This window comes from Pseudomonas sp. (genome assembly GCF_048269965.1).
Taxonomy (GTDB): Bacteria; Pseudomonadota; Gammaproteobacteria; order Pseudomonadales; family Pseudomonadaceae; genus Aquipseudomonas.
Genome location: NZ_JBLWTV010000016.1, coordinates 87,528 through 104,509 on the forward strand (window position 1 = coordinate 87,528; position 16,982 = coordinate 104,509).

18 protein-coding genes are annotated in these 16,982 nt (G+C 64.8%); 9 read left to right on the top strand and 9 right to left on the bottom strand.

The annotated features are described in order from the left end of the window. Positions 1-48: 48 nt before the first annotated feature. Positions 49-663, bottom strand: coding sequence for an isochorismate family cysteine hydrolase YcaC (ycaC, locus tag ACN0X6_RS17975; protein WP_021490228.1), 615 nt, complete (start codon positions 661-663; stop codon positions 49-51). 189 nt (positions 664-852) lie between these two features. Between ycaC and ACN0X6_RS17980 the strand changes: the two genes are divergently transcribed. Continuing rightward, positions 853-1,761 (top strand): LysR family transcriptional regulator, encoded by a 909-nt coding sequence (locus tag ACN0X6_RS17980; protein WP_417706017.1) that lies wholly within the window; start codon positions 853-855, stop codon positions 1,759-1,761. A gap of 76 nt (positions 1,762-1,837) precedes the next feature. Here ACN0X6_RS17980 and ACN0X6_RS17985 read toward each other — a convergent pair whose 3' ends face one another. Genes ACN0X6_RS17985 through ACN0X6_RS17995 form a run of 3 tightly spaced genes read right to left on the bottom strand, consistent with a single transcriptional unit; the run spans position 1,838 to position 4,729 of the window. Then, positions 1,838-2,611 carry an enoyl-CoA hydratase gene (locus tag ACN0X6_RS17985; RefSeq protein ID WP_417706019.1) on the bottom strand — a complete coding sequence of 258 codons (774 nt, stop codon included), beginning with the start codon at positions 2,609-2,611 and terminating at the stop codon, positions 1,838-1,840. Positions 2,612-2,670: 59 nt separating this feature from the next. Beyond that, a complete protein-coding gene (locus ACN0X6_RS17990; RefSeq protein ID WP_417706021.1) occupies positions 2,671-3,609 on the bottom strand; it encodes an iron-sulfur-binding ferredoxin reductase in 939 nt (312 codons plus the stop codon). Beyond that, complete coding sequence (locus ACN0X6_RS17995) at positions 3,602-4,729, bottom strand: diguanylate cyclase domain-containing protein (protein ID WP_417706023.1); 1,128 nt, start codon at positions 4,727-4,729, stop codon at positions 3,602-3,604. The genes ACN0X6_RS17990 and ACN0X6_RS17995 overlap by 8 nt, the downstream gene beginning before the upstream one ends. A gap of 259 nt (positions 4,730-4,988) precedes the next feature. On the opposite strand from ACN0X6_RS17995, the gene ACN0X6_RS18000 reads away from it, so the two are divergent. Both ACN0X6_RS18000 and ACN0X6_RS18005 read left to right on the top strand, forming a co-directional pair. Beyond that, the gene (locus ACN0X6_RS18000) at positions 4,989-6,512 is read left to right on the top strand and encodes a fumarate hydratase (RefSeq protein WP_417706025.1); all 1,524 of its coding nucleotides are present in this window, start codon (positions 4,989-4,991) and stop codon (positions 6,510-6,512) included. A 167-nt stretch (positions 6,513-6,679) separates the two neighbouring features. Beyond that, complete coding sequence (locus ACN0X6_RS18005) at positions 6,680-7,354, top strand: DUF1028 domain-containing protein (RefSeq protein ID WP_417706026.1); 675 nt, start codon at positions 6,680-6,682, stop codon at positions 7,352-7,354. Here ACN0X6_RS18005 and ACN0X6_RS18010 read toward each other — a convergent pair. Beyond that, positions 7,351-8,319, bottom strand: a complete 969-nt coding sequence (locus ACN0X6_RS18010) for a GlxA family transcriptional regulator (protein ID WP_417706028.1) — start codon at positions 8,317-8,319, stop codon at positions 7,351-7,353. The two genes, ACN0X6_RS18005 and ACN0X6_RS18010, sit on opposite strands and share 4 nt — an antisense overlap. Before the next feature lie 94 nt (positions 8,320-8,413). On the opposite strand from ACN0X6_RS18010, the gene ACN0X6_RS18015 reads away from it, so the two are divergent. Next, a complete protein-coding gene (locus ACN0X6_RS18015) occupies positions 8,414-8,962 on the top strand; it encodes a cysteine hydrolase family protein (protein ID WP_417706030.1) in 549 nt (182 codons plus the stop codon). A gap of 1 nt (position 8,963) precedes the next feature. Here ACN0X6_RS18015 and zapE read toward each other — a convergent pair whose 3' ends face one another. The 3 genes from zapE to ACN0X6_RS18030 are packed head-to-tail and all read right to left on the bottom strand — an operon-like array spanning position 8,964 to position 11,550. Beyond that, positions 8,964-10,082 carry a cell division protein ZapE gene (gene zapE / locus ACN0X6_RS18020; RefSeq protein WP_417706032.1) on the bottom strand — a complete coding sequence of 373 codons (1,119 nt, stop codon included), beginning with the start codon at positions 10,080-10,082 and terminating at the stop codon, positions 8,964-8,966. After that, positions 10,079-10,963 carry a carbon-nitrogen hydrolase family protein gene (locus ACN0X6_RS18025; protein ID WP_417706034.1) on the bottom strand — a complete coding sequence of 295 codons (885 nt, stop codon included), beginning with the start codon at positions 10,961-10,963 and terminating at the stop codon, positions 10,079-10,081. The genes zapE and ACN0X6_RS18025 overlap by 4 nt, the downstream gene beginning before the upstream one ends. Next, positions 10,960-11,550 carry a GNAT family N-acetyltransferase gene (locus ACN0X6_RS18030; protein ID WP_417706036.1) on the bottom strand — a complete coding sequence of 197 codons (591 nt, stop codon included), beginning with the start codon at positions 11,548-11,550 and terminating at the stop codon, positions 10,960-10,962. The genes ACN0X6_RS18025 and ACN0X6_RS18030 overlap by 4 nt, the downstream gene beginning before the upstream one ends. A gap of 112 nt (positions 11,551-11,662) precedes the next feature. Between ACN0X6_RS18030 and ACN0X6_RS18035 the strand changes: the two genes are divergently transcribed. Beyond that, positions 11,663-12,061 (top strand): ketosteroid isomerase-related protein, encoded by a 399-nt coding sequence (locus tag ACN0X6_RS18035; protein WP_417706038.1) that lies wholly within the window; start codon positions 11,663-11,665, stop codon positions 12,059-12,061. A gap of 66 nt (positions 12,062-12,127) precedes the next feature. Here ACN0X6_RS18035 and ACN0X6_RS18040 read toward each other — a convergent pair whose 3' ends face one another. Continuing rightward, positions 12,128-13,174, bottom strand: coding sequence for a PDDEXK nuclease domain-containing protein (locus tag ACN0X6_RS18040; RefSeq protein ID WP_417706039.1), 1,047 nt, complete (start codon positions 13,172-13,174; stop codon positions 12,128-12,130). 226 nt (positions 13,175-13,400) lie between these two features. On the opposite strand from ACN0X6_RS18040, the gene ACN0X6_RS18045 reads away from it, so the two are divergent. The 4 genes from ACN0X6_RS18045 to ACN0X6_RS18060 are packed head-to-tail and all read left to right on the top strand — an operon-like array spanning position 13,401 to position 16,974. Then, a complete protein-coding gene (locus tag ACN0X6_RS18045; RefSeq protein ID WP_417706041.1) occupies positions 13,401-14,090 on the top strand; it encodes a thermostable hemolysin in 690 nt (229 codons plus the stop codon). Next, complete coding sequence (locus tag ACN0X6_RS18050) at positions 14,074-15,522, top strand: AMP-binding protein (protein WP_417706043.1); 1,449 nt, start codon at positions 14,074-14,076, stop codon at positions 15,520-15,522. The genes ACN0X6_RS18045 and ACN0X6_RS18050 overlap by 17 nt, the downstream gene beginning before the upstream one ends. Then, positions 15,519-16,178: a TenA family transcriptional regulator gene (locus ACN0X6_RS18055; RefSeq protein WP_417706045.1), complete on the top strand. Its 660-nt coding sequence runs from the start codon at positions 15,519-15,521 to the stop codon at positions 16,176-16,178. Before ACN0X6_RS18050 ends, ACN0X6_RS18055 begins: the two co-directional genes overlap by 4 nt. 4 nt (positions 16,179-16,182) lie before the next feature. Continuing rightward, positions 16,183-16,974 (top strand): SDR family oxidoreductase, encoded by a 792-nt coding sequence (locus ACN0X6_RS18060; protein ID WP_417706046.1) that lies wholly within the window; start codon positions 16,183-16,185, stop codon positions 16,972-16,974. Positions 16,975-16,982 lie beyond the last annotated feature (8 nt).

Genomic DNA, 16,982 nt, shown 5'->3' on the forward strand with positions numbered 1-16,982 from the left:
GCAAAAGGCCGCTCATCGAGCGGCCTTTTGCGTTTCAGCGATCTCGCTTCATTTCTGGTTGTAGCTCTGGATCAGGTTGGCGTAAGCCGGCAAGTGGCCGCCGAGGATACCGCCGAACCCTTCGACATCATTTCGCCAGTCGCGGTGCAGCTCACCACCGACGCTGAACCAGTTGACCAGTTGGGCGCCGGCATGGGCCATGCGTGCCAAGGCGGCATCGCGTACTGCGGTGTTGAAGGTGCCGGAAGCGTCCGTCACCACGAAGACGTCATAACCGGCCTCCAGTGCGGAGAGCGTGGGAAATGCCACGCAAACGTCGGTGACCACACCCGCGATGATCAGCTGCTTGCGCCCTGTGGCCTTGATCGCGTTGACGAAATCCTCGTTATCCCAGGCATTGATCTGCCCCGGGCGAGCGATATAGGGCGCATCCGGAAACATGGCCTTGAGCTCCGGCACGATGGGACCATTGGGGCCCGTCTCGAAGCTGGTGGTAAGAATGGTCGGCAGCTTGAAGAACTTGGCGATATCGGCCAGTGCCATAACGTTGTTCTTGAACTCGTCGGGCGAATAGTCGCGCACCAGCGAGAGCAAACCCGCCTGGTGATCGATCAACAATACGACGGCATCGTCCTTGTCCAAACGCTTGTAAGTGAAAGCCATGGGAAAACTCCTGTACGGGTGATGAGGCTGAACCTCGAGACCATTGCGATCTCGGAGGACGCTCAGCCTAGTGGCAGGGGCCGCAGGCAATCGACCGCACAGAGGGAAAATAGCTTTTCGAAAAAACAGAACAAAATACCTCGACGAAGGCATTACCCTCCTCCAATCGAATCGGGGAGAAGCCCGCACATGAAGCTTGATCTGCAGGAAATCGAAACCTATCTGCGCGTGGTGGAATTGGGTGGCGTAAGCCGGGCAGCGGAGGACCTGGCGCTATCCAAGTCGGTGATCAGCAAGCGTTTGAGCGATCTGGAAAAACGTCTCGGTAGCAAGCTGCTGCACCGCTCGACGCGCAAGATCACACCGACCGACACCGGCCTGGCCTTCTACCAGCAGACCAAGCAGGCGCTACTGGAACTGAGCGAAGCGGCCGAGGCGGCAGCCTTCAACGACAGTGGTCTCTGCGGCCGCCTGAACATGCTGGCGCCGATGAGTTTCGGCACGCTATGGCTGGCGCCGCTGATCGCCGAATTCATGCGTCTGCATCCACAGCTGGAAGTCAGCCTGTATCTCGAAGATCGCATCAGCGATTTCGAGCGCGAAGGGTACGACCTCTGTGTACGGATCTCACGCATCGGCGATAGCGCGCTGATCGCCCGCAGGCTCGCCAGCAGCGCCCGGATACTCTGCGCCAGCCCGGAGTACCTGCAACGGCAGGGCACACCAGAGGATGTCGAGGCGCTGCGTGAGCACGACTGCATCGGCTACAGCAACGTCGCTTCACGGCAATTCTGGTCCTTCGAAAACGACGATGAGCAAGGCGAACTGGCTAGCGTGGCACCACGCGGACGTTTTTCCAGCAACAACGGCGAAGTCATGCGCGAACTGGTGCTGGCCGGCCAGGGTCTGGCGCTGCTGCCAAGCTTCCTGGTCCACCGGCATCTGAAAGACGGTTCGCTGGTCGAGATCCTGCCTCAGGCGCGGCCCAAGCCTTACTCGATCTATGCCATGTACCCGCGCTCCCGGCGGGCTTCACGCAAGGTCGTGGCGCTTTGCGAGTTTCTCCAGCAGCGCCTGCTCGAACCGCCTTGGGAATAGATCAGTACGACACTGCCCCCGGTGCGCACGGCGCACCCTACTGGCGGTTGACCGCTACCACCGCACCGGCAGCACCCTAGGTGAAGCGGGAGAAATCCGGCTTCCTGCGCTGCATGAATGCCGTCAACGCCTCGACGGCCTCTGGCGAGCGCAGGCGCTGGCCGAACAGGGCGCCCTCCTCCTCGATCACCTTGCGCAGTTCCTCGCGCCCCGGCGCGCGCATCAGACGCTTGCTGTCGGCAACAGCCGATGGCGCCAGGTCGAGAAAACGCTGCGCCATCTCGCGCGCCTTGTTCAGCGTCGCGGCGCCGCCATCGAGCGCCTGGTTGGCAATGCCCCACTCTGCAGCCTGCTCCCCGCTGAAGGCCTGGCCGAGCAACAACAGCTCGGCAGCTCGGGCATGCCCCAGCAGACGCGGCAGGATCAGGCTGGAGCCATATTCGGGGCACAGGCCGAGATTGACGAAGGGCATCTTCAACTGCGCATCACGGCTGACGTAGACCAGATCGCAATGCAGCAACAAGGTGGTGCCGATCCCCACTGCCGGGCCAGCCACAGCAGCGACCACCGGCTTGCTGAATTCGAACAGGGCGCGCATGAACTGGAACACTTCGCTGTTCAGGCCGCTGGGCGGCGCCTGGATGAAGTCGACAACGTCATTGCCGCTGGTGAAGCACGCCTCGCCACCGGTCAGCAGCACCACGCGCACGCTGGGGTCGCGCTCGGCCTCGTCCAGCATTTCGGCCATACCGGCGTACATGGCGCGGGTCAGCGCGTTCTTCTTGTCCGCACGGTGCATGCGCAGGGTCAACAAACCACCGTCGCGTTCGATATGCAGGTGTTCGCTCATGCAAGGCTCCAATGGGTACGTCGCACGCACCTGCATCGGGCCTGACGGCCGCGCACGGCCTACGCGCGAGTGAGAAAGACGTCGGCGAGCATCTGGCTGCGCGGCAAACCGGCCATGTAGAGGCGCCGCGCAAAGCTGTCGACCGTGGAAGGACCGCCGCAGAGTAAGGCGAGGGTCTGCCGCGAAACAAGGCGCAGTTCGGCCAAAGCAGCCGGCAACTGCGCCGCCGTTACCAGCTCCACCTGCAGGTTGGCGTATTGCGCCGCCAGTGCCTGAAGCTCGCTCGCCAGATAGTGCTCGGCCGGCTCATGCGCCACGTGCAGCAGGCGGATGGCGCCTTGGTGCTGTTGGCGCAACGCTTCACGCAACACCCCGTAGAGCGGCGCAAGACCGGTACCGGCAGCCAGCAGCCAGAGCGGTCGCGCCTGCCAATCGACGTCGTAATGCAGGGCGCCACCGCGCAGCTCACCGAGGCGCAGCGCGTCGCCAACCCGCAGGCGCCGCGCTGCATCGCAGAATGCACCGGGCAGGCGGCAGTCGATGTGAAATTCCAGGCAGTCGTCCTCGCCTGGCACACTGGCCAGTGAATAGGGCCGGGCAACGCCTTGTTCATTCCACAGCAGCAGATGCTGGCCGGGGCGATAGCGCAACGATCTGGCCGGCTGCAAGCGTAGACGTAAAACCTGCGGGCTGGGCCAGTCCAGAGCGACCACCCTGGCCGCCAGGCCATCGCGCTGCGGGTCGAAGGGTTCGACCTGCAGGTCGTCGATCACCTGGCACTGACAGGCCAGGCGCCAGCCCTCGGCACGCTTGTCGGCCGCCAGCGCCTCGGGCTGACGATCCAGCGGCTCACCGGCTACGCAGCGCACCAGACAGGCGTGGCAGCTGCCGGCGCGGCAGCTGTAAGGCACCGCTACACCGCCTCCAAGCAACGCATCGAGCAAGTTGGTTTGTTGGACGACCTGCAACTGCAGGTCACCCACACGCAGTTCAGGCACCCGCATTCTCCCAGCTGGCATCGCAACGATTGCGCCCGCCGCGCTTGGCCTGGTAAAGCGCCTGATCGGCACGCTGCAGGGCTTCATCGAGATCGTCACCGGCGACCAGCAGCGTCATGCCGGCGGACAGGCTGAGATTGTCGACCTTCACGCCCAACGGCTCGGCCCTGGCGAAGGCTTCGCGCAGGCGCTCGCAGCAGGCGGTGAACTGGTCGGCATCGGTATTGGGCAATAGCAGGACGAATTCCTCACCGCCGTAGCGGGCAATGATGTCGCCGTCACGCAGACAGGCACGGGCAACGGCGGCGAAGGTTTGTAGCACCCGATCCCCGGCGGCATGGCCATGAGCATCGTTGATTCGTTTGAAATGGTCCAGATCGATCAATGCCAGACCGTGATGCCGCCCGTGCTCCAGATGCTCCAGTTCGCGGGTGGCCAGACGCAGGAAATGGCGACGGTTGAACAGCCCGGTGAGTTCGTCGGTGGCGACCAGATCCTCGAGCTGGCGCATCATCCCGCGCAGGGTGTCCTGATGCGCCTGCAAGGCGAAGCGGCGTTGGCGCATGCGTTTGCGCATGGCCTGCACGTAGCTGGAGAACAGGCACAGCCAGACCAGCAGAATGAACAGCACCCACACCTGCAGCCAGGCCATGCTCGGGTCCACCAGCTGCATGCGATAGGCCTCGATCAGCACCATGGCCGTGAAGCCGAAGAAGGCGAAGGCAGCGCAACGCACGAATACCCGCGGCGGCAACTGGAACACGCCGAACAGCAGGATCAGCAAATAGAAGACCATCAACACGCCGCGCGCGCTGTCGAACAGCGCCAGCACCGGTGGTTGCCAGGCCAGCGCCACCAGCACCTGGGCTTCGGTCAGGCTGGGATCGTCACAACGCAGGTTGCGCCCGGAGAGAAACAGCCACAGAAACACCAATTGGCTGCCAAACACGCCCAGTGTCAGCCAGGCGGCAGTGCTGAAGGAACCGAGGAAAAGGCCATTGAACACGGCGAACCAGCAGACGAGCGCCATCATCGCGTAAGTGGCGAAGGCCATGGCGAAGCGTTTGAGCAGGAGGCTCTGCAGGCTGCGTTGCGTTCCCCGGCGAGTCGTTGAGCTCATGGGCTCCATCCCATACTGGCATCTGGCCGTACTCTACGCCTGTGATCACAAAAAGCCTAGGGTGCCGATAACCGCCCTCTGCCTCTGGCATCGACCTTCGCGTGCTGTGCCCGCCCCAGCCGGCTGCGGTATACTGCCGCGCCTTTTTGGGTGGCTCTGAAAAATATTCAAGGTAGCTTTCAGAGACGCCCTTCCGCCGTTGCGCCGGGTCGTTGTCCGGCGCTTCCTTGTAGATGTTCCCTGATAGAGGAGCGCCCCAATGACCGTGATCAAGCAGGACGACCTGATTCAGAGCGTCGCCGACGCACTGCAGTTCATCTCCTATTACCACCCCGTCGACTTCATCCAGGCGATGCACGAGGCCTACCTGAAGGAAGAGTCGCCGGCCGCCAAGGACTCCATGGCGCAGATCCTGATCAACTCGCGCATGTGTGCCACCGGCCACCGCCCGATCTGCCAGGACACCGGCATCGTCACCGTGTTCATCAAGGTCGGCATGGACGTGCGCTGGGACGGCGCCACCATGAGCGTCGACGACATGATCAACGAGGGCGTGCGCCGCGCCTACAACCTGCCGGAGAACGTCCTGCGCGCCTCGATCCTGGCCGATCCGGCAGGTGCCCGCAAGAACACCAGGGACAACACCCCGGCGGTGATCCACTACTCCATCGTTCCCGGTGACAAGGTGGAAGTGGACGTCGCGGCCAAGGGCGGCGGCTCCGAGAACAAATCGAAGATGGCCATGCTCAACCCGTCCGACTCCATCGTCGACTGGGTGCTCAAGACCGTGCCGACCATGGGCGCCGGCTGGTGCCCGCCGGGCATGCTCGGCATCGGCATCGGTGGTACTGCCGAAAAAGCGGCAGTGATGGCCAAGGAAGTGCTCATGGAGCACATCGACATCCACGAGCTGCAGGCCCGTGGCCCACAGAACCGCATCGAAGAGCTGCGCCTGGAGCTGTTCGAGAAGGTCAACCAGCTGGGCATCGGCGCCCAGGGTCTGGGCGGCCTGACCACCGTGCTCGACGTGAAGATCATGGATTACCCGACCCACGCGGCTTCGCTGCCGGTGTGCATGATCCCCAACTGCGCCGCCACCCGTCACGCCCACTTCGTGCTCGACGGCTCGGGACCTGCCGAACTGCAAGCGCCGGATCTGGACGCCTACCCGGAAATCGTCTGGGAAGCCGGCCCGAGCGCACGTCGCGTCGACCTCGACACCCTGACTCCGGAAGACGTGCAGAGCTGGAAGCCGGGCGAGACCGTGCTGCTCAACGGCAAGATGCTCACCGGCCGCGACGCGGCGCACAAGCGCATGGTCGACATGCTCAACAAGGGCGAGCAACTGCCGGTGGACCTCAAGGGTCGCTTCATCTATTACGTCGGCCCGGTCGATCCGGTCGGTGACGAAGTGGTAGGCCCGGCCGGCCCGACCACCGCGACCCGCATGGACAAGTTCACCCGTCAGATCCTCGAGCAGACCGGCCTCTTGGGCATGATCGGCAAGTCCGAGCGTGGCCCGATCGCCATCGACGCGATCAAGGACAACAAGGCCGTGTACCTGATGGCCGTCGGCGGCGCTGCCTATCTGGTGGCCCAGGCGATCAAGAAGTCCAAGGTCCTGGCCTTCGAAGAACTCGGTATGGAAGCCATCTACGAGTTCGACGTGAAGGACATGCCGGTGACCGTCGCGGTCGACACCAACGGTGAGTCGGTGCACATCACCGGCCCTGCGATCTGGAACAAGAAGATCGCCGAAAGCCTGGCGGTGGAAGTGAAGTAAGGCAGCCGCAAGCGACAAGCTTCAAGCTGCAAGAGGAAGCCCGGCCCTGTGCCGGGCTTCTGCGTTTCCGGGCGCTGACATTGAATCGGAGCTGCCGGCATGGATCAGCCAAGCGGAACGATACCCGCCCATACGCGGCCTAACACGGAAATCGTCAAGGAGGTGCCATGACCTTTTCCATCATTGCCCGCTGCCCCCGCAGTGGCCAGTTCGGCGTAGCCGCCGCCACGGCGATGCCTGCCGTCGGCAAGCTGCTCAGCCACGCCGCCGCCGGTGCAGGAGCAGTGGCGACCCAGGCGCAGGTCAATCCCTATCTGGGACTCGATGGCCTGGAGCTGCTGCGTCAGGGTTTATCGGCGAACGAAGCGCTGCAGCGACTCAAAGTCACCGATCCCTGCATGGAACTGCGCCAGTGCGCGCTGATCGACGCCCAGGGCGATACGGTCTGCTGGACCGGAGAGAAATGCATCCCCTGGGCCGGCTCGCTGGCCGGCGCACAGTTCTGCGTACAGGGCAATCGCCTGGTCGGCCCGCAGGTGCTGGATGCAGCGGCCGAAGCATTTCGCCGCACCGAGAAACGCCCGCTGATCGAACGCCTGATCGAAGCGCTGGCCGCCGGCGACCGTTGCGGCGGCGACCGGCATGGCGAGTCGTCCGCCGTGATCTACGTGGTCGATCAGCAGGAGTATCCACTGTGGGACATCCGCGTCGACCATCACCTCGATCCGCTGGCCGAACTGCGCCGTCTGCACAAGGTGTTCGCCCGCGACGTACTGCCGGAGATCCTCGCCATGCCCACACGTGACAATCCAGCAGGCCTGGCGGCGGAGGATTCGGTCTAGCGCGCCGCCGCACCGAAGCGCCGCCGATAATCGCCAGGCGATACCCCCACCAGGCGGGTGAACACTTTGCGAAATGCACCAGTGTCGCCGTATCCCACCTGCCAGGCCACCTGCTCGATGCTCTGGCGAGTGAACTCGAGCAGCTCGCGCGCCTTGCTCACGCGCAACTGCTGGCAATACTCGGTCGGTTTCATGCCCGTGGCCGCGCGAAAACGGCGCAGAAACGTACGCTCCCCCAGGCCAGCACGGGCGGCCATGTCGGCCAGGCTCGCCTCCGCCGCCCCCTGAAGCCAACGCTGCACGGCCAGTACCGCTGCGTCGCCATGATCGAGACTGGGCGCAAAGCTGCTGAAATGCCGCTGCGACTCACGGTTCAGATCGACCACCAGAAAGCGCGCGGTCTCCGCCGCGATGGTCGGCCCCATCAGCCGCGTCACCAGCGCCAGGCCAAGATCGGTCCAGGCCATCAAGCCCCCGGCGGTGATCAGATCACCGTCATCGATGACCATGCGTTCGGGGAGTACCTGGACCAGCGGAAAACGCGCCGCCATCTGCGCGGCCAGCGCCCAGTGGGTGGTTACCGTACGACCATCGAGCAACCCGGCCTCGGCCAACGCGAAAGCCCCGACGCAGACCGACGCCAGCAATACACCCGCGCCATGCTGCTCACGCAGCCAGTCGCGATAACACGCGGCGAGCGGCTGCGCGGCATCGCCATCCAGACAGGGCGGCAAAATCACCACCTGCGGCGCCCCCTCATCCAGCGGCAGGCTGTCGAACACACGACGCACGCCCCCCGCCTCATCGGCCTGCCAGTGACTGACCCGCAGCCGAGGCACTGCCTGGCGTTCCTGCCCCGTCGCCATCCGATTGGCCACGCTGAACAGATCCCCCAACCCATGCACCGCAGCGAGCTGCGCACCGGGGTAGAGCAATAATCCGATCTCCAGACAGCGCTCGCTCATTGTCAGTTTTTCCCCGCAGATTGTCGGCCTTGCCCATCCTCGCAAACGTGCCAGGGCGATAAGGTGTGCCGCACATCATCCCACGGAGAACACCATGAGCAAGCGCGCCCTGATCCTGATCGATATCCAGAATGACTATTTCGAAGGCGGCAAATGGACGCTCGAGGGCATGGACAGTGCCACCGCCAATGCCGCTCGCGTCCTGTCGGCCGCACGCGAGACGGGCGACAAGGTCATCCATGTACGCCATGAGTTCGGGAGCGATGACGCGCCCTTCTTCGCCCCCGGCAGCACTGGCGCGCGCATCCATGCGCTGGTGCAACCCCTGGCAGGCGAAGCGGTGGTGCTCAAGCATCAGGTCAATGCCTTTCTCGACACCGACCTCAAGGCCCAGCTGGACGACGCCGGCATCGAGCAGGTAACCCTGGTCGGCGCCATGAGCCATATGTGCATCGATGCCGCCGCACGCGCCAGCAGCGACTTTGGTTACGCCACCACCGTCATTCACGATGCCTGCGCGACGCGCGACCAGGCGTTCGAGGGCCAATCGATTGCGGCCGCCCAGGTGCATGCCGCGTACATGGCCGCCCTGGCTTTCGCCTATGCGAGCGTGGTTTCGACCGAGCAGTACCTGGCGGGCTGAGTCAGCTTGCCCCGAAACGCTGCAGTTGCATCTCGCGCAGGCGGCTTAGCGTGCGCCGGAAGGCGAAGCCGAGGTAACCCTGGGTGTAGAGTTCATCCAGCGCCACCTCGGCCTCGATATACAGCGGCACGCGGCGGTCGTAGCACTCGTCGACCAGGGCAATGAAGCGCCGTACCGCATCGTCGTTGCGCGACAGCGCCGGCAACTGTCGATCCCCGGCATCGACCCGTTCGGCGCCATCCTCGGTGCCACGGGCGATGCGTCCTTCACGCGGCTCTGCGCCCAGGCATGGCACCTCGCCGAGCAGGATGGCCGGGAAGCGCTGGCACAGTTCGATGAAATCCACCGCCGCCAGTGGCTGCTCGCACAGGTCGTGAAAACGGCACCACAGCGCCGCCGGACAGTGGCCGAGGCTCACCAGGCTGCGATGGGCCAATTCCAGCGGTTCACGGCGGATGACCTGCCCCTCGCTCAAGCGGGCGAACAGCTCGCCCAGCGCCTGTGGCTGCTGCACCCAATAGCGTTGAACCTCGGCACCGGGATGCAGGCGATGATCCTGTTCGCCGTCAACGGCAACGACCTGCATATGCGACTGGAGCGTCGCGATGGCCGGCAGGAAGCGTTCGCGGTTGTAGCCTTCGGCATAGAGCTGATCCGGCGGCTGGTTGGAGGTGGCCACCAGCACCACGCCCTGCTCCACCACCAGGCTGAGCAGGCGGCCCAGCAGCATGGCATCGCCGATATCGCTGACGAACAGCTCGTCGAAGCACAGCACGCGTACCTCGCGCCCCAGTTCCTCGGCCAACAGACGCAGCGGGTCGGCATTGCCGGTCAGCTGGAACTGCCGGCGATGCACCCATTGCATGAAGTGATGAAAATGCTGCCGCCGCGCCGGCACTCGCAGGGCGTTGTAGAAGCTGTCCATCAGCCAGGTCTTGCCACGGCCGACCGGCCCCCAGAGATAAACGCCGAGCGGCCGTTCGCCACGTTGCGCGGCCTCGAAGCACTGCTGCAGCGCCTCGACCGCGCGGCGTTGTGCAGCATCGACCACGAAGCCGGCTGAAAGCGCACGCGCGTAGGCAGCACGAGGCGAGTCCGGCAGGGCCTGCGGCGCGTTCAACGCAGCACCAACCGGCCGTCATCGAACTGTCGTGGCCAGTCGCGACGGGTGAACACCTGGCCCTGCTCGCGCACGCGGCGCACCTCATCCAGATCCAGCTCGCAGATCAGCCAGTGGCTGCCCGTGGGGCACAGCTCCTCGCTCTCGGCGACGATGCCGCTGGCCGGCATGCCGTAGTCAGATGGCACGTACAGCGAGGCGCGGCCATAGCCCTCGTCCAGCGAGGGCGACCAGGGCGCCAGGCCGACGGTGGGCGAGTGCAGCACGGCGATCTGGTTCTCCAGCGCGCGAGCCTGGGCGCCGATGCGCACGCGGTGAAAGCCGGCCAGGGTGTCGGTGCAACTGGGCGCCAGGATCAGATCGACACCCGCCTCGGCCAGGGTATGCGCCAGCAGCGGAAACTCGTTGTCGTAGCAGATCAGGATGCCCAGCTTGCCCAGCGCCGTGTCGAACACCTTGAGGCCGCTGCCCGCCGCGATATGCCACTGTTCGAGCTCGAAGCGGGTCATGATCAGTTTGTCCTGGGTACCCAGGCAGCCATCGGGGCCGAACAGCCAGGCGCGATTGCGGTAGATGCCGTCGTCATCGAGCACCGCCATCGAGCCGGGCTGCAGGTAGAGATTCAACCGCCGCGCCAGGTGCTCGCACAGCGCCTGCCAGCGTGGCAACAGCGGCTGGATACCGGCGATTGAACCATGCAGGTCGCCGCGCTCGTCTTCCGGCAACTGCCCGGTCAGCACCAGCCCGGCGTACTCCGGCAGCAACAACAGTTCAGCGCCCTGCCCGGCAGCCTCTTCGCAGAGTGTGGTGAGGTGTTCGACGTAGGCATCCCAGGTGGGCAGCAGATCGATGTGGTATTGGCAGGCGGCAACCTTGATCATGCGGTGAGTTCCTTCAACCAGAACGACATGGGCTTGGCCGACTCCTCGGCTTCGTCCAGGTCACGCCAGTGGTAATGGGTGTGCAATTCGGGGTGATGGCGGTAGCCGCGTCTGATCCAGAAGGCGTCAAGCGGCTGGTAGTCGGCAGGCCGTCGCGGGTGATCGACGGGGCGCTGCACGGCGCAGAAGGCGCACCAGTCGAAACGCCCCAGCTTGCGTGCATGGGCCTCGCGCTCGGCGAAGAAGTGCACGCCCAGGCCGCGCCCACGCCAGGCCGGCAAGACCACCGACTCGGCGCAGTAGAAAATCCGCGCCCGGTCCCAGCCCGCAGCAATGAACGGCTGCTGGAACGCCTCGGTTTCGTCCTGCAGCGGCAACGCCGTGCAAGCGCCTACCACCTGACCGGCGTCGACGACCAGCACGCACTGGCTATCGGCGCTGCGCACGTAGGTGGCCAGGTACTCGGCCTCGTAGTCGAGGTCGCCAGCGTAGAGATAGGGAAACTCGCGGAACACCTGGATACGCAGGCGCGCCAGGTCGTCGATATGGGGCGCAATCTCGGCCCCGTGGAGCAACTGAATGTCCATGCGCAGTCGTTGGCCAACAGCAGGGTGACGCCGACGGCTATGCCGGCGGGAAGCGGCGAACTTATCATGCCCACCGGCAAACCACTAACCACGCAACGCAAGGAACTTAGCCATGACCGCCACCGAACTGGTTCAGGCCTACTACGCCGCCTTCAACGCCAGCGACATGCACGCCTTCCTCGATTTGCTGGCAGATGACGTGGTGCACGACATCAACCAGGGCGAGCGCCAGGTCGGCAAGGCCACCTTCACCGCCTTCATGGACAAGATGAACCGCTGCTACCGCGAACGCCTGGAAGACCTCGTGGTGATGCAGAACGCTGATGGCAGCCGCGCCGCTGCCGAGTTCGTGGTGCACGGCGAGTACCTGGCCGACGACGAAGGCCTGCCACCCGCCAATGGCCAGACCTACGTGCTAGCGGCCGGCGCTTTCTTCGAGATCAAGGACGGCAAGGTCGCGCGCATCAGCAACTACTACAACCTCAATGATTGGGTTGCGCAGGTGGGCTGAATATCCTCAGGCCCGGGGCCGAGCCTGGCAGCCTCTCGGTGCCCTGATGCACAACCCCCTCCCAGCTCAGTGAACCCAGTACAGCCCACGTTGCTCGGCCAGCCGCGCTCGCTCCCGATCCAGCTCGGCCCGTAGCTCGTCTTCACTGGGTAACACCAGCTTGTATTTGCTGGCGAACAGTTGCTCGCTGCCCTGCAGCACCGAATAACGCACCACGGACGCATCCTTCTGCGCACAGAGGATGATGCCCACGGTCGGGCCGTCCTCCGGGCCGCGCCTGAGGTCATCGAACATGCGCACGTACATGTCCATCTGGCCGATATCCTGGTGAGTCAGCTCGCCGCGTTTGAGATCGAAAATGACGAAGCACTTGAGCAGGTAGTTGTAGAACACCAGGTCGATGTAGAAATCCTTGCTCTCGGTGCTGATGCGCTGTTGCCGGCCGACGAAGGCGAAACCCTTGCCCAGCTCCAGCAAAAACTGCTGCAACTGGTCGATCAGCGCCTGCTCCAGCTCGCTTTCCAGCAAGGTGCCGGCATTGGGCAGGCCAAGAAACTCCAGCAGCACCGGGTCGCGTACGAAGTCGCGCGGGCTCTTGCCCAGCGCCTGCAGGTTGCTTGCGGCTTCCTGCTCCACCGCCGCGCGATCCTGGCTGGCCAGCAGACGCTCGTAATACAGCGTGCCGATCTGCCGCTCCAGCGCGCGGGTGCTCCAGTTCTGCGTAGCGGCCTCGTTCATGTACCACTGGCGGGCGCTGTCGCTGTCCACCTTGAGCAGAGTGCGATAGTGCGTCCAGCTCAATTCGCGACGCAGTGCGTCGCGAATTGGAAAAGCCAGAAAGAACGCCCGCATATGTCGCAGATTGGTTACATCGAAACCTTTGCCGAACTCGGCCGTCAGTCCCTTGGCCAGCGTCGGCAGCAGCTTCTTGCCGTAGGTAGCACGCGCCTGCCCGCCCTGTTCGAACTCGACGATATGTCGACCCACTTCCCAACAGGTTTGCACCTGGATCGCATCCACCGCTCGCACGGCCTGCTGCCGGGCCTGGCAGATCAGCTCAGCCAGTTCGGTGAGCAGAGGTTGCAACTTGGGGTCAGCATTGAGTGACGTCATCTTTCCTCCCTGAATGCTCGGTCTTGATCCTGCCAGCGATAGCCATTCAGTCCGAAACTTACCCACTCAACCGGCCAAGTGCCAGTGTTCGAACCGTTTGTGAGCGGATTCATCTGCGATGGCCAACGCCGAGACCATAAGCCCGAAACATTCTGCAAAGTCTTAATACAGCGTTAAGCCAGCCCCTCACACAATCGCCGCCAGATTCATTACCGAGGTTCCGAGCATGGAACTCCCCTGGGCGCAGCATGATCGTCCCGTTGCCCGCATCGGGCGCGGCGATAGTTACGAGCTCCACCTGGCGTCTCCCGACAGCGCACGGCGCGCTGCCCTGGAACAGTTCATCCGCCAGCGCTTCGAGCTGCAGCACGGCGCACGCATCCGTCACTTCATGCCCTGCCTGTTCGGCCTGGAAAATCAGCGCGGGCAGTTGCTCGGCGCGGTAGGCGTGCGCAGCGGCAACAGCGGCCCGCTGTTTCTCGAGCGCTACCTGAACGAGCCGATCCAGACTGCCATCGGCGCACGCCTGGGCCACAGCGAGCCCAGCCGGGGCGAGCTGGTGGAAGTCGGCAACCTGGCCGCCGACAGCCCCGGCGCCGCGCGTCTGCTGATCGTCGCGCTGACCGATCTGCTGGTGGCCCTGGGCTTTCGCTGGGTCACCTTCACCGGCACCCCAACCCTGCTCAACAGCTTCCAGCGCCTGGGCCTGACCCCCATCGCGCTGGGCGAAGCCGATCCGGCACGCATGGGCGAGGAGCTGGCCGACTGGGGCAGTTACTACGACAGCCGCCCGCTGCTCATGGCCGGTGATATCCATGGCGGCCACCAGCGTCTGCTGCAGCTGGGCGCCTATCCGCGCCTCGGTCATCAACCGCTCTATGCCCCGGAGGAGATGCCCGATGTGGTCTGCAGCTGAATCCTTCTTCGCCCGCCTGGCCGAGTTCGGCCCGCACATCGCCCTGGCCGAAGGCGAACGCACGCTGACCTATGCCGAACTGCTCGGCGCGGTGGCGGCGCGCGGCAGGCACCTGCGCGCCCTTGACGCCCAACGCGTGGCGCTGGCCCTGGACAACGGCATCGACTGGGTGCTGTGGGATCTGGCGGCGTTGCACGCGGGCCTGGTCTGCGTACCGGTGCCGGCGTTCTTCTCTGTCGAGCAGCAGCGCCATGTGCTCGACAGTGCCGGCATCGACTGCCTGATCGGCAACGGTGCCGCCGGTTTCGCCACCGCCGAGGGCAACATTCATCGCCGCACGGTGACGCGATCGGCCGCGCTGCATCCGGGCACCTGCAAGATCACCTACACCTCCGGCACCACCGGCCAGCCCAAGGGCGTGTGCCTGGACCTGAAAACGCAACTGGCAGTGGCCGACAGCCTGGTCGAAGCCAGCGCCAGCCGCGATGTGCAGCGGCACCTGTGCATCCTGCCGCTGGCGACCCTGCTGGAGAACATCGCCGGCGTCTACGCGCCGCTGCTGGCCGGCGCCCGGGTCGAACTGATGCCCATGGCGCAGATCGGCCTGACCGGTGCCAGCGGCTTCGACCTGGCGCGCTTTCTCCAGGCCCTGCACGCCGCTCAACCGCACAGTCTGATCCTGCTGCCGCAACTGCTGCTGGCGCTGGTCAGCGCCGGCGAACGCCAGTTGCCGGTGCCGAACTCGCTGCGTTTCGTCGCGGTCGGTGGCGGACGGGTTTCCGCGCAGTTGCTGGAGCGCGCCGACGCGTTGGGTCTGCCGGTCTTCGAGGGCTATGGCCTGTCCGAGTGCGCCTCGGTGGTGTGCCTGAACACGCCCGAGCAGCGCCGCATCGGCAGCACCGGCCAGCCCCTCGGCCACCTGCAGGTGACGCTGGCGGACGACGGCGAAGTGCTGGTCAAGGGCGCGCGCATGCTCGGTTATCTGGGTGAGCCGGCACCGCAAGGCGAATGGCTGCGCACCGGTGACCTCGGTCATTTCGAGGATGGCTTTCTGGTGCTGCACGGGCGCAAGAAGCATCAGTTCATCACCGCCTATGGGCGCAACGTCAACCCGGAATGGGTGGAGTCAGAACTGGTGCAGCAGTTGCCCATCGCCCAGGCCTGGCTGCACGGCGAGGCGCTGCCGGGCAACGTCGCGGTGCTGGTACCGCGCCTGCCCAATACCCCGGACATACAGTTGCAGTCGGCCGTGGACGCCGTCAATCGCGGCCTGCCGGATTACGCCCGCGTGCACCACTGGCTGCGCGCCGATGCCCCGTTCAGCGCGAGCAACGACCTGGCCACGGCCAATGGTCGCCTGCGCCGCGCCGCCCTGTTCACTCATTACCAGAGCGCCATCCATGACTTGATGGCAGAAGGAGTACATGCATGAGCTTCTACGATTCCCTGCTGAGCCAGACCCAGGCCGAACGCGACTACCTGCTGAGTGCACCGATCATCCAGCAGGCCATGACCGGCGAGGTCGCCCTGCCCAGCTACCTCGCCTTCCTCACCGAGGCCTACCACCACGTCAAACACACCGTACCGCTGCTGATGGCCTGTGGCGCACGCCTGCCGGAACGCCTGGAATGGCTGCGCGAAGCCATCGCCGAGTACATCGAGGAAGAAACCGGCCACCAGGAATGGGTGCTCAATGACATCGCGGCCTGCGGCGCCGACAAGGAAGCGGTGCGCAACGGCACCCCGCACATGGCTACCGAACTGATGGTGGCCTATGTCTACGACCGCATCGCCCGGCACAACCCGGTGAGTTTCTTCGGCATGGTCAACGTGCTCGAAGGCACCAGCATCGCCCTGGCCACCCAGGCCGCCGGCATCATCCAGGACAAGCTGCAGTTGCCGAACAAGGCCTTCAGCTACCTCAATTCCCACGGCAGCCTGGACCTGGAGCACATCGAGTTCTTCAAGAAGCTGATGAACCAACTGGACAACGACGATGACAAGGCCGCCGTGGTGCACACCGCCAAGGTCGTCTACCGCCTGTACGGCGACATGTTCCGCAGCCTGCCGCTGGCTGGCGAGGAGTAAGGTCATGCAACCGACGGATTGCCGTGCCCTGCTGACCGGCGCCAGTGGCGGCATCGGCCTGGCCCTGGCGCATCGCCTGGCCAGCGAAGGCGCCCATCTGCTGCTGGTCGGGCGCCGACTGGAGCCCCTGCAACCACTGCTGCAACGCTTCCCGCAGCACGTGCAACTGGTGCAGGCCGATATCGCCAGCCGCAGCGGGCGTGATGCACTGGTCGCCGCAGCGCAGAACTTCGGTGGGCTGAACTGCCTGATCAACGCGGCCGGGGTCAACCGCTTCGGCCTGCTCGATCAGCAGGACGAGCAGCAGATCGCCGAATTGATCGGCCTCAACGTCACCGCCACGCTGCAACTGACCCTGCGCCTGCTGCCACTGCTACGAGCACAACGGCGTGCGCTGGTGATCAACGTCGGCTCCACCTTCGGCGCCATCGGCTACCCCGGCTTTACCGCCTACTGCGCCAGCAAGTTCGCCCTGCGCGGCTTCTCCGAGGCACTGCGCCGCGAGCTGGCCGACACCCACGTAGGCGTCCTCTACTTCGCCCCGCGTGCCACCCGCACATCGATGAACGCCCCCAGCGTGGTGGCGATGAACGATGAGTTGGGCGTGGCCATGGATGACCCCGCGCAGGTGGCCGAGGAACTGCTCCACACCCTCCGCCGCGAGCAGGAAGAACGTCACCTGGGCTGGCCGGAACGCCTGTTCGTGCGCCTCAACGGTCTGCTGCCGCGCGTGGTCGACCAGGCCCTGCGCAAACAGTTGCCGATCATTCAACGCTTTGCCCGCCACAAGCACTAGGAGATTGT